Genomic DNA, 13,212 nt, shown 5'->3' on the forward strand with positions numbered 1-13,212 from the left:
ATGACCAAAAGCCTTATTCTTCTTTTAAACTTGTATATTTTGCGACTAAACTATAAAAGTGATTAGATAAACTTAGATTATAATCTGTTTATCAAACACTAAACATGTTTTATATTAATTCACGATAATATATAAACTAATATAACCAAATCCCTTTTAGTAAATATACCAATGAATCAATAAAAAAATAAATACCAATACCTAATATAAATAATGATATTATTATTCTAGTGACATTACTTAATTTTTTTCTTCGGTTATTTTTATCTAAATAACTACTTGCTATTTTAATCAATTTTTCATAGATATTAAATATTAATGATACTACTAAAGTATATAAAGGAATCTGTCCTAACAACATCCAAATTGTTAAACATAATATTGTTAATAGTATATTCCCCTCTTTTGCACTTAGTGCCACCTCCGCCCAAAAAGTCGGATCTGACATAGCCCAAAACCCAAAAATAAAACCTGCAAGTGGCATACTTCTCTTTGCAAATTTCATAAATTTCGATTCTTTCTGATCATCTACTCTTTCTTTATTTTCTTTCAGTAAGGTAGATCTTATAAACCAAGCTACACATACAATGGATATCAAAAAACCGGTAAATACATAAGCCATATTTGGAATATGATTCATTATATCTATAAAATAATTCAAGCTTATACTAGTACCGTATGAAAATATTAATCCGAAAACGACCGTGGAAAGTAGAGCCATTAAAGAAAATAAATATACTTGTTTTTTCTTTGTTCCATTTGCTAGTGCAGCCATTATAAGCACTGCTCCCACTGGATCAAATCCACCGAATCCTAACAAAATTGATGATAGTATTAATTTCATCGATCATTACCTCCATGTATCAATTTCTCTAGCAACAATCTTTTAAATTTTTGTAAATTCATTAGGCATCCATTACTTGTTACAGACTGATTTTATTATTATCAATGAAATAATAAAGACACTCCAACATCATAAGCTTTTGTCCAACACAAGCATATTCCAGCAAATAGAATTGATAATTACCAGTAATCAACTGAGTTCTAATAAAGAGGGTAATGATCCTACGACTGTTTGATGGAACATAATCGTTTATCGTTGCTATGAACCATGCGAATCAACTTTATTGGTAATATATTTAGTTACTTTAGAAAAAAGCCTCAATAGGCTTTTTATTGTTTCTGTAATTGTAAAACTTGAGCATTATTTATCTCTTTAAAAAGTTTATTACTTGTTTCTTTAGAAATTACATCAGTTTTTACCTGGTTCAATACAAATTGATATTCAAGTTGAAAAGCCTCTATGAGTAATTCGTTTGGAATAATTGTATCTTCTTGAATTTCGTTACGAATACGGTAATGTCTATTTTCCAAAATATGTTTTACTTCTTCAATATCACTAAAGTCAGTTATCTTATTTTCTGATCGCTCTTTTTCAAGAGAACTTAATTTTTCGATTGTTTGTTGATATAAACTGCTTTCTAGTCGGCTTATATCAGTTCTTATTGTCGCAAATTCTTGCATTTCTACTGAATCTACTCTTCTGCCACGTCGTCTTTTGGAGAATAATCGTCTTATTTTCTTACCAGTTGAATGTTTACTACTGTTTTCTAGATAAATTCTAAAATAGTCAATAACTTTAGATGAAAATTGTGCTTTTATAGTTGTTGTATCAAGTAATGTTTCCTGCCAACTTATTATCTCGTCCATTAATTTACTACTCTTGGTATGGTCAGGAATTTGTAATCCCTTTTGTGATTGTAGTTGTTTGGTAAGACTACTACGAACTTTACTATCCTCGATTTCTTCTACCATATGAAGAATCGCATAATCAACCATATCGTTACGAACCTGATTGATATTATCAGAACTTTCATCTCCAAGTGCCGGTAATAATTTTGGCAGAATCAGTGTTGGTACAATAAGACTTAAAAGAATAACAATAGCGGCCATTGTAATAATAATTTCCCTGTTCTCGTTGCTCAAAATACTAGTATTCAAAGGTAAAGAGAAAGCCATTGCTAATGTCATTGTTCCATGGGCTCCTGACAAAGCAAAAATTGTTGAATCACTGTTACGCTCTTCTTTAACATCAGAGAAAAAGTGTTCGATTGATTTATTTCTTTTTCTATTAGTCCAAAATTTTCTTATAAATAGCATAAGCAAATAAACTAAAACGCTTATCAAAAATAGTACAATTGATTCTTTCCAACCAAGTGACTTAAAAATGTCCCAAATTCCAAATAGACTTACACCCAAGAGAATAAAAACAAAGTTATTCAGAATATCACTTAAAATCTCCCAGATTGTATTATTCGTTAATTGAACATTTGTTGAAGTCAGTTTGAGCATATCTCCTTCAAAGTTATGAATCAACCCAGCAGCAACAACAGCTAGGACACCGGAAGTTCCAAAATGTTCTGCTAACAAATAAATAAAGAAGGGGGTCAGAATTGAAATAGGAATTATGGTAGCTTCTGGCCGAGTTGCTCTGAGATTGATTGCCGTCCTAATTCGTACCAGTAGAGCACCGATAACTAAACCAATTATAATTCCACCAATTGAGACAAATATAAAGCGACCAAGTCCTTCCCAAATACTGAAATGCCCACTCTCTAAAACAGATAATCCTAAGCTCAGTAAAACTAACCCTGTTGCATCATTAAATAAAGATTCAAATTCAACTGCTTCATTAACCCCTTCGGGCATTTTCTTTCCGGAAATTATTGACTTTACAGCAACTGCATCTGTTGGCGTTACAATTGCTGCAAAACAGATAGCTAAAGGAAAAATCCAACTACCCATTATATTATTCGTAAGCACTGCTACCAAAAGTACAGTTACCACTGCTAAAGTAATTGATAGAAAAAATATTCCTCTAAAATTTTTACGTACTTTTTTTAATGAAGTTTTACTTCCCTCATAAAACATTAATGGAGCAATGATTAACATCATAAAAAACTCTGGCTCCAATTCAAAATTTTGAAATTCTGGTAGGAAACTCAAAATAAGGCCCACACCAATCAAGATAAAAGTTTCTGAAATTTGTGGAAAAAACTCTTTGATTATATTTGCTCCGATAACACCAATCATCATCACAGCAATAAAACTAATAGCTGACATAAAACACCATTTCCTAATTTTTATACTCTTACAGTATAACATGTTCAAGATTGGGTTTCCAAGACTAGTATTAAAAATTATGAAATATACAAGACGATTTGTCATTTTCATAGTATATAAAAATATTGAATTAGTTATTTATATTTATAATATAATGATAAAAAGACATCTATTTTGACGTCTTTTTATTTATTTATTTTGATTTGGTCATGATTTTGCTAAACATTTTAACCATCCAGTAAACTATCTCGATATTCAATATTTAGTAATTCTTTTTCAGGAAATAAAAATCTATCTAACCAGTTTTGGCTTTCAAAAAAATTGATTTTATCATGTTCTAGCGGATGATAGTCTTTTTCCAAAAAATTAGATAAGTTCTCTATTGAGTCCTCTCCTAAAATAAAAATATTATCAGGATGATAAAATAGGTAATGCTTGATGGCTTTATTTGTTGTAACTAATTTTTTCTTAAAGAAAATAGCCTCCATTGTTCTCAAGGTCAAACCTGTCTGGTTTTCTTGCATAATTTCAAGAATACCATTACTATTAATTAAGAACTCTAAAAATTTTGGATAGGGTAAATATCCTTTATTTTTAAAACCTTTTTCTCCATTAATGATATAAAGTAATATTGAAATATCTAAACTGGCACATTTATCTAAAATAACATGTGCAAGTTGAGTTCTTCCTTTATCATTTCCTCCAAAAAACAAATCATAATCTGGTATTTGAAGAGGTAAATTTATACAAGGAGTATAAAAAGTAGAATTATGATAGAGCCCATATTTTTTTGCTTCAATAGGGTCAAAACTATAGTAGGAATCAATTACTCCTATTTCTCTAGAGGTGTGCAGCAAATCAATATATTTTTGAGTCAAATGATTCCAAAAAAATAGAATCATCTTTGCCTCGGTAAAATCCTTTATAATATTAGGATAGTTAGCTTTAAAACCAGAATCTAAAAATATAATAAGCTGATAACGGGCAAGCCGGTGCTTTCCCACATCACTTTTTATAAAATGGACTAATCGGCGTCCTGAAATTACATCAATATTATTTAAGGAATCGAAAAAATAAAGATGTGCATTTTTAGCTACTAAGAGTATTTTGCTGTAAGAAATTTCTTTCATGTTCTAACTCCTTTCAATTCAGTATAAATTCATTGTATGATTAAATTTCAGAATATTCAAAAATATCGTCTTACAAAAAATACATTCACCAATGATGATAGTATTATATTTTTGAATATTCTAATTAATTCTAAAACATTCTGCTGTCTTTCAGATTCCTTTTTGTGTATACTAATTATTAATAGCGCTAGTTTTTAGAAAAGAATTGTATCAATTTGAAAAAGGAGAAATGATTTTATGAAAACAATCCTTCAAGCTTTTGAATGGTATTTACCCTCAGATTCTCAGCACTGGAATAATATAAAAGAGAATATTCCTGACTTAGGAAAGTTAGGATTTTCAGGATTGTGGTTACCTCCAGCTTCCAAGGCAGCTTCTGGAGTTGAAGATGTTGGTTATGGGACCTATGATTTATTCGACTTAGGGGAATTTGATCAAAAAGGGACAATTCCTACAAAATATGGGACTAAAGATGAATATCTTGATTTAATTAATACACTACACCATAACAATATTAAAGTGTATGCGGATATCGTTTTTAATCACATGATGGGTGCTGATGAAACAGAAACTATTGAAGCTGATATTAAAGCAGAAGATAATCATCTTCATAACATCGAAAATAATAAAACTGTTGAAGTTTGGACCAAATTTACATTTCCAGGAAGACAAGGAAAATACGACAATTATATATGGACCTGGCACAACTTTACGGGAATTGATTATGACGAAAGGAAAAATCAAGAAGAAATTCTTGAATTTGAAGGACATGAATGGGATGAAAATGTAGATTCAGAGAATAATAATTTTGATTATTTAATGGGGGCTGATCTTGATTTTAGTGTTTCCGAAACAGTAGAACAACTTGAAAAATGGGGACATTGGTTTTCAGAAATGACAAAAATTGATGGTTTTCGATTAGATGCAATTAAACATATTGATTTCAAATATTTTGATAAATGGCTTGAACAGAGAGCAAAGCAATTAGATAAAAAACTTTTTATTGTTGGAGAGTACTGGTCTGATGATCTTGGCAAATTAGAGTATTATCTTGAACAATCTGGTGATAAAATACAATTATTTGATGTACCACTACATTTTAATATGAAAGAAGCCTCTTCAACCAATGGAGAATTTGATATGCGTACTCTTTTTGATCACACACTCACTGCCAGCCAACCAGAACTCTCGGTCACTTTTGTTGATAACCATGATACTCAAGAAGGACAGGCTCTTCAATCTTGGATTCCAGCTTGGTTTAAAGAGCACGCTTATAGCTTAATTTTACTTCGCAAAAAAGGAACTCCTACTGTCTTTTGGGGAGATTTATATGGAATACCCTCACGTAATGTTAATCCTGTAGGTGATAACTTGAGAACTATGATAGCATTGCGTAAGGACTCTGAGTTTTTAAGGGAAAATGATTATTTTGATCATCCTGATATTATTGGATGGACAAATATTTTAAAAATAGATAATAAGGAATATGGATTATCATGTATTTTAACTAATAAAAATGGTGGCTCAAAATATATGATAATTGATAAGGCGTATGCAGGTAAAGTTTATATAGATTTATTTGGAAGACATGAAATACCTATTACGCTGGATCAAAATGGTGGAGCTGAATTTTACGTCAATGATGGAAGTGTTTCGGTTTGGGTAGATAAGGAAATTGTTTCAAAAATTGATCAAATAAACTTTCAAAACTAACTATTTTATCAAATAGGATAAAAAAAGTACCTCTATAAGGTACTTTTTTATTTGAACTATTAGTCAATCAATGAGGTATGTTTGATTTCTTCAATATTTTTTGTTCCAGCAAGTTGCATAGTGATACTTAGTTCTTTGTTTAAGTGTTCAAAAACAGATTGAACACCTTTGGCTCCCCCTAAATTCAAACCATAAAGAACTGGACGACCTACCGCAACAACATCTGCTCCTTGTGCTAAAGCTTTGAAGACATGTTCCCCACGTCTAACTCCACTATCAAAAATAACAGGAACTCGATGATTAACTCTTTTAGCGATGAGGGGCAAGACATCAATTGAAGCAGGTCCTCCATCTAATTGTCGTCCCCCATGATTTGAAACCCAGATACCGTCTGCCCCGGCGTTAATGGCGTCATCTGCATCAATAGGAGATTGAACCCCCTTAACAATTACAGGAAGATTAGTTATTTTTTTTAATTTTTTGAATATCTTCTAAAACAAGTCCTTGTTTTGCTGCTGCATAAATTTCGCTGATTCCTTTGCCAGTTCCATCACTTTCCGAAAAAGCTGCTAAATTTGGCATTGGTAAAGGAAATTGGAAATGATTGACAATATCTTCTTCTCGATAGCCACCTAGTGTTGAATCAGCGGTTAAAATAATTGCTTTAACCCCGGCATCTACAGCTTTTTTTAAAAGAAATTCATTAAATTTATCATCTTTACTCATATACAGTTGGAAAAATTGTGGAGCACCAGGTGCAGCTTTTGCAGCATCTTCCACTGATGTACTTCCATAAGTACTAATTGAAAAGATTGAGCCAACTTCAGCCATCGCTTTTGCTGTTGCAACTTCTCCTTCTGCATGAGCAAGGCCTTGTGCGGCAACTGGTGCTTAGATAATTGGTGTTTTTAATTTTATACCAAAGAGTGAGGTACTTAAATCTGCAGAATCAACTCCTCTTAATACTCGAGGCATAATTTGTTTTTTGTTAAATGCTGATGTATTTTCATTCAGTGTCCACTCATCTTCAGAGCCACCACGGATATACCCAAAGGCACCTTTATTTCCCGCAGCCTCCATACTTTGTTTCACTTTACCTTCAAGTGATTTAACATTTACAATTTCTAACGCTTTGTTTTCAGTACTAGTTTTATAAGTCATCTTAGTTCTCCTATTTTTCGTAAAGTTTACATCTGTAGATGATAAATACATTATACATCTTATTTTAAAAAAATACACAAATGAAAGATTTATTTTTTAATAAACTAAAACTTATATAAAAAGATAAATTAAAAAAGTAGCAAAACTACTCTTTTATATTATTTATACTAAAAGATGGTGTGATAATGAAAGCTTCCTATTAATCTTCCTTCCTCCTCTTTTCATTTTACAATCACGAATTATAAATTTCATTAATAAGTTCTTCTGTTTTATCCCAACCCAAACATGGGTCAGTGATTGATTTTCCAAATACTTCTGGTTTGTCTTGACGACCCTCTTCAAGATATGATTCAATCATAAATCCTCTGACATATTTATGAATTTGTTCATCCCAATTACGATTGACTAATGTTTGACGAACAATTCTTATTTGTTCCATATACTTCTTCCCAGAGTTATCATGATTAGTATCAATAACAATAAATGGATTTTTTAAGCCCATTTTTTCGTATATTTCGATACTTTCAAGAAGATTATCTGTATAGTAATTTGGATGGTTTTTACCATTTTCATCTTGTCCCCCACGAAGGATGGCATGAGCTAATGGATTTCCTGATGTTTCTACTTCAGCATTTCCAAATAGAAAATCTTGAGATTGTTGGGCCGCATACATTCCATTAAACATAACTTTTAAATTCCCTGATGTCGGGTTTTTCATCCCTGTTGGGGCATCTATTCCTGAGGCAACAAAGCGATGTTGTTGATTTTCAACTGAGCGAGCGCCAACCGCATAGTAACTTACTAAGTCATCAACTAATGGTAGATTTTCTGGGTATAGCATCTCATCTGCTGTAGTCAGACCAGTCTCAGTAATTACTTTATAGTGAAGGTCGCGAACCATTTTTATCCCATTGATAAGGTCTGTGTGTCCATCTGCATCAGGTTCATGAATGAGACCTTTATAGCCATCTCCGTTTGTCCGTGGTTTTGCAGTGTAAACACGCATCACAATAAAAATTTTATCTTCTACTTCTTTTTGAAGTTTTGACAATCTGTGAGCATATTCTAAAACTGCAGCTTCATTATCTGATGAGCAGGGGCCAATGACTAAGAGAATTCTATCATCTTCACCCTTAATTATCGCTTCAAGTTCCTTATCACGTTTTTCTTTCTTTTCTCGCTGCACATCATTTAAATGATTTAGCTCTTTTACATCTTTAATGTTAATTTTGTTACTGAGTTCTTTAAAAGTCATCTTTTACCTTTTTTCTATCGTTTTTTAATAAAAATACTTTGGAGCTATACTATAAAAGTGGACAGAAAATTGTGTGTTATAATCTGTCTATTAAGACACAAAAATGAAAGGACTTTTATGTCAGGTTTTAAACGTTACGACGAGGATTTCAAACAATCGCTCGTTAATCTCTATCAAACTGGTAAAACACAAACTGAACTCTGTAAAGATTATGGGGTATCTTCTTCTGCACTTGCAAAATGGATTAAGCAGTACTCTCAAGTGCGTCTTGAAGATAATACGGTGTTGACTGCTAAACAGATTCAAAAATTACAAAAAAGGAATGCCCAACTAGAGGAAGAAAATCTGATCTTAAAAAAAGCGAGTGCCATATTCATGCAAAACTCCAAGTAAGATTGAAAGCCATCTATAGACTCCGATTTGAACACACGACAGTTATGCTCTGTCGTGTTTTACATGTCAATCGTTCCACCTACTATAACTTCATAAACAAGAGGCCTTCGAAGCGTGAAGTAGAAAATCAACGCTTGAGAAAATTACTTCTTGAAATCTATATGAAAGCCAAGAAAAGAATCGGAACAAGAGCTTTTAAAATTATTCTCCTGCGTGATTATGGCGTCAATATTTCTGAAGGGCGTATCTTAAGACTTCTCAAGTCTATGACACTCCCTAAAATGTCAACCATTAAACCTCGTTTTTATTCAAACAAATCGCCCGAATTTTCTTCTGATAATCTACTGAAACAAGAATTTAACCCGAACTCCCCAAATCAAGTGTGGACAACTGACTTCACTTATATTTCTATAGGACCTAAACGACATATTTATCTCTGTGCTATTCTTGACCTCTACTCAAGGAAATGTATTGCGTGGAAAGTAAGTGATCGAATTGATGCCAAACTCGCCTGTGATACCTTAGAGATAGCTATAAAGAAAAGAAAACCTAAAGAACCAATCATTTTTCATTCTGATCAAGGCAGTCAATTTAAGTCAGCTTCCTTTAGAAAGCTATTAGATGAGCATCAATTGCTTGCTTCTTACTCCAAGCCTGGATATCCTTATGATAATGCCGTGACTGAGGTCTTTTTCAAGTATCTTAAACAACGAGAAATTAATCGCAGAACTTATCACTCCATTCAAGAAGTTCAACTCTCTTGCTTTGAATACATCGAACAATTTTATAACAATTATAATCCTCATTCCGCCAACAATGGTTTAACTCCAAATCAGAAAGAAGAAAATTATTTTAAGAAAATATAGCTCATTTTGTGTCTAAATATTTGACATTAGTCCACTTAATAATATTTTACTTGCAATAAATTTTTCTATTTTACTTTTTATGTGCCTCCTTTATAATAAAAAAAGACGTCCCAGGGGACGTCTTCTTTATCCCCTAGATGATTAACGAACATCAAAGAGGACCCACATTTTATTAGCCAAAAACTAATGTGGATCATTCATAAAGAAAAAATAAAATTTTTTAAAGTTGTTAATCATTTTGGAACCTCGATATTTAATATTATTAGTTAGTATAATTAAAATTTTTTGATTTGTCAATTATTTATCTATTTTTTCTTAATTTTATTTCAAAATTTCTTTTTACATAAATTTTATTATGTATCATACGGTAAATAAAGAGGATATTGAAGCATGGATGGAGTGTGCTGTATTTGCATTATTCATCGTATAGAGGTGAATTCCAGCAACATCCTCTGTTACTAAATCAACGATTTGATCGATGGCATAAGCAATTCCAGCATCCCTTAAAGCGATAGGGTTATGTTCATATTTTTCGAGTATTCTAATGAATTTTTCTGGTAATGGCGTATTACAATTTTTTAATAGACGAAGAATTTGATTTCGATTGATTACTGGCATTATTCCAGCGAATATTGGAGTATTTATCTCAGCAATTGCGCATCGTTCTTGAAAATCATAGAAACTATCATTATCAAAAAATAGTTGTGTGATTAATCTGTCACAACCAGCATCTACTTTTTCTTTCAAATAATGAAAATCACTCACTCGATTTACTGATTCGGGATGAATATCGGGGTAGCAAGCACCTAAAACTTCAAAACTATCATCATAATCTTTGATAAACTTAACCAAATCACTTGCAAATCTAAAATCATCTTTCATCGGTTCGTCGCTGATATCACCTCTTAATGCAAGAATTTTTTTGATATGTTTATCTTTTAACCGTTCCAAAATTTCGATCACTTGAGCTTTATCTAAATAAGCGGCAGGTAAATGAGCAACCGCTGGAATATCTAGTGTATTGTTTACATAATCAGCAAACTTTATAGTTGTATCTCCAATATTATCATAATTATTGTTACTACAAGTTACACTGATAAAATCTGGCGAGAGAGTTCTTAGGCTATCCAAGGTCTTTACCAAGTTGGTACTTCCAATTTGAGTTGTAGGTGGAAAAACTTCAAAAGAAAGAATTTTGGAATTACTTGTCATATTCAACCTTTTCCTTTCTTAACTTCTTAGTTGCTTCAACTAAGTGTATTAAACTAGGAATCGTTTCGGCATTACCACGTGTTTTAAGACCACAATCAGGATTTACCCAAACTTGTTCAATTGGTAATTTTCCCAATATTTTTTTTAATTGATTTTGTATTTCTTTTACGCTAGGTATTCTTGGAGAATGAATATCATAAACTCCAGGACCAACCAAAGTTTGAAAATGGTGAGCTTTTAATGCATCGATAATTGATAGCTCACTTCTACTTGCTTCAAAAGAAATTACATCAGCATCCATCGCGTCAATGGATGGAATTATATCTTCAAATTCAGAATAACACATATGCGTATGAATTTGCGTTTCCGGTTTTACTTTAGAGTGAACTAAACGAAATGCAGGAATTGCCCAATCTAGATATTCTTTATACCAATCACTTTTACGCAGAGGTAACTTTTCTCTCAAAGCTGCCTCATCAATTTGAATAATCTTAATGCCAGCTTTTTCTAAGTCAAGCACTTCTTCTTGAACAGCTAATGCCAATTGTAAAGTACTTGCTTTTAACGAAATATCTTCTCGCGGAAAAGACCAATTTAGAATCGTTACAGGACCTGTCAGCATTCCTTTTACTGGTTTAGATGTTTGAGATTGAGCATAGGCTGACCAACGGACGGTCATAGCTTCCGGTCTAGTGACATCAGCCCACACGATTGGAGGTTTGACACAACGTGTCCCATAAGATTGAACCCATGCTTTTTGAGTAAAAACATAACCTTCTAACTTTTCTCCAAAATACTCTACCATGTCATTTCGTTCAAATTCACCATGGACTAAAACGTCTAATCCAATATCTTCTTGGAGTTTAAGACATTCTTTTATTTTTTCTTCTAAGAATGTGTCATAATCTGCTTGACTTAATTCTCCTCGCTTATTTTGTAGCCGAACTTTTCTCACTTCTGCCGTTTGAGGAAATGAACCGATTGTTGTGCTTGGTAAAAGTGGTAAATTAAGCGATTGAGATTGACTTGCTCGTCTTTCGACTAGTGACGGTTGTCTAGTAAAGTCTTTTTCTGTTAATTTATCAAGTTTTTGCTTAAGTAGAGAATTTTCACGAACTCTTTCATTTTCAAAAAGTTCGACATTCTTCTTCAAAAAAGAAGTGTTTTTATTAAAATAAATATCGGAAATTTCATCAATTTCATTTAATTTTTCTGTGGCAAATGAAAAGTGTTTAAGGATTTCTTTTGATAATTTAGTTTCGTTTTTAACTGTTACTGGAACGTGTTGTAAAGAGCAGCTTGTATTAATTACGATATCTGCTACTTCATCTAAAGCGGTTAGTAGCTCAAGTGTCTTTTGATAATTATTACGCCAAATATTTTTTCCATTTACTAATCCTGCAAAAAGTATTTTCTCTTTGGGAAAACCGTATTTTTGAATAAGAGCTAAAGAATCTCTTCCTTCTATAAAATCAAGACCAATACCATCAAAATCAAGCTTTATTATTTCTTTATAGCTATCACGAACATCTCCAAAATATGTTTGAAGAAGTATCTTAAGGTTGTTTTTATTCTTAAGTAGTCCTTCATAAATACTCACAAATAAATTTTTTTCTTCTTCAGTTTGGTCTAAAACAAGTGCTGGTTCTTCAATCTGTAACCATTCTACTCCTAGTTGATTAAGTTCTTTTAGTAGTGTTTGAAAAGCTACAATAACATCAGATAATACTGTATCTTTCGTGGCTCCTGACTTGTAATCTGCTAAAACTAAAAATGTATATGGGCCAATAATTGTTGGTCTGGTTTCAAAGCCAGCTGATTTTGCTTCCTTATATTCATTTAATAATTTTGAAAAATTTGCTTTAATAGTCGTATCTTTGTTAATTTCTGGAACTAAATAATGATAGTTTGTATTAAACCATTTTTTCATCGGTCTTGCTTTTACGTCATTTTGTTCATCTTGGAAACCACGCGCTAATGCAAATAAGGTATCTAGTTCACTTAATTCTAAATTTTTATAAGACTCTGGAATTGCACCAAGAGCAATTGATAGGTCTAAGGTTTGGTCATAGAAAGAAAAGTCATTGGAAATTGGTGAGTCAATTCCAGCTTCTTTTTGACTTTTCCAATTTTCCAACCGAATTTTTTTGGCTACTGTTTGTAATTCTTCTTCTGTAATTTCTTTACGAAAATATTTTTCAAGAGCAAATTTTAATTCACGGTTTGAGCCGATACGTGGGAAAGCAATAATTGATTTTTTCATAGTCATAGTCTCCAATTTTTAATAGGTCTATCTTATCAAATTTAATAAAACTTTAATAATACATTTTTAGTATGATGACCTATAGTTTAAAACTAT

7 protein-coding genes and 2 pseudogenes are annotated in these 13,212 nt (G+C 31.9%); 2 read left to right on the forward strand and 7 right to left on the reverse strand.

The features are described 5' to 3' along the window. Positions 1-136 precede the first annotated feature (136 nt). The 3 genes from MKX45_RS07290 to MKX45_RS07300 all read right to left on the reverse strand — a co-directional run bounded on the left by MKX45_RS07290 (position 137) and on the right by MKX45_RS07300 (position 4,253). The gene (locus MKX45_RS07290; protein WP_057720608.1) at positions 137-844 is read right to left on the reverse strand and encodes a hypothetical protein; all 708 of its coding nucleotides are present in this window, start codon (positions 842-844) and stop codon (positions 137-139) included. Positions 845-1,173: 329 nt separating this feature from the next. Next, the gene (locus tag MKX45_RS07295; protein WP_057720609.1) at positions 1,174-3,123 is read right to left on the reverse strand and encodes a cation:proton antiporter; all 1,950 of its coding nucleotides are present in this window, start codon (positions 3,121-3,123) and stop codon (positions 1,174-1,176) included. A 227-nt stretch (positions 3,124-3,350) separates the two neighbouring features. After that, the gene (locus tag MKX45_RS07300) at positions 3,351-4,253 is read right to left on the reverse strand and encodes a hypothetical protein (protein WP_057720610.1); all 903 of its coding nucleotides are present in this window, start codon (positions 4,251-4,253) and stop codon (positions 3,351-3,353) included. A gap of 237 nt (positions 4,254-4,490) precedes the next feature. Between MKX45_RS07300 and MKX45_RS07305 the strand changes: the two genes are divergently transcribed. Next, entirely contained in the window at positions 4,491-5,966 is a 1,476-nt protein-coding gene (locus tag MKX45_RS07305; RefSeq protein WP_015426478.1) for an alpha-amylase, read from the forward strand. A gap of 59 nt (positions 5,967-6,025) precedes the next feature. On the opposite strand, the pseudogene MKX45_RS07310 reads toward MKX45_RS07305, so the two are convergent. Continuing rightward, positions 6,026-7,127 (reverse strand): annotated as a pseudogene (locus MKX45_RS07310) (lactate oxidase). 232 nt (positions 7,128-7,359) lie between these two features. Beyond that, complete coding sequence (locus MKX45_RS07315) at positions 7,360-8,382, reverse strand: 3-deoxy-7-phosphoheptulonate synthase (protein WP_340816956.1); 1,023 nt, start codon at positions 8,380-8,382, stop codon at positions 7,360-7,362. A gap of 117 nt (positions 8,383-8,499) precedes the next feature. Here MKX45_RS07315 and MKX45_RS07320 point away from each other — a divergent pair. Beyond that, positions 8,500-9,657, forward strand: a pseudogene (locus MKX45_RS07320) (IS3 family transposase). Between the two features lie 344 nt (positions 9,658-10,001). Here MKX45_RS07320 and metF read toward each other — a convergent pair. Both metF and metE read right to left on the reverse strand, forming a co-directional pair. Then, the gene (gene metF / locus MKX45_RS07325) at positions 10,002-10,853 is read right to left on the reverse strand and encodes a methylenetetrahydrofolate reductase [NAD(P)H] (RefSeq protein ID WP_015426481.1); all 852 of its coding nucleotides are present in this window, start codon (positions 10,851-10,853) and stop codon (positions 10,002-10,004) included. Beyond that, positions 10,843-13,116, reverse strand: coding sequence for a 5-methyltetrahydropteroyltriglutamate--homocysteine S-methyltransferase (metE, locus tag MKX45_RS07330; RefSeq protein WP_340816957.1), 2,274 nt, complete (start codon positions 13,114-13,116; stop codon positions 10,843-10,845). Before metE ends, metF begins: the two co-directional genes overlap by 11 nt. Positions 13,117-13,212 lie beyond the last annotated feature (96 nt).

Source organism: Lactococcus sp. FSL W8-0209, assembly GCF_038006585.1.
Classification (GTDB): Bacteria; Bacillota; Bacilli; order Lactobacillales; family Streptococcaceae; genus Lactococcus; species Lactococcus lactis.

Bases quoted from the DNA above. Each gene is read 5' to 3' on its own strand.
- MKX45_RS07290 (WP_057720608.1), bottom strand. From the start codon at position 844: ATGAAATTAATACTATCATCAATTTTGTTAGGATTCGGTGGATTTGAT.
- MKX45_RS07295 (WP_057720609.1), bottom strand. From the start codon at position 3,123: ATGTCAGCTATTAGTTTTATTGCTGTGATGATGATTGGTGTTATCGGA.
- MKX45_RS07300 (WP_057720610.1), bottom strand. From the start codon at position 4,253: ATGAAAGAAATTTCTTACAGCAAAATACTCTTAGTAGCTAAAAATGCA.
- MKX45_RS07305 (WP_015426478.1), top strand. From the start codon at position 4,491: ATGAAAACAATCCTTCAAGCTTTTGAATGGTATTTACCCTCAGATTCT.
- MKX45_RS07315 (WP_340816956.1), bottom strand. From the start codon at position 8,382: ATGACTTTTAAAGAACTCAGTAACAAAATTAACATTAAAGATGTAAAA.
- metF (WP_015426481.1), bottom strand. From the start codon at position 10,853: ATGACAAGTAATTCCAAAATTCTTTCTTTTGAAGTTTTTCCACCTACA.
- metE (WP_340816957.1), bottom strand. From the start codon at position 13,116: ATGAAAAAATCAATTATTGCTTTCCCACGTATCGGCTCAAACCGTGAA.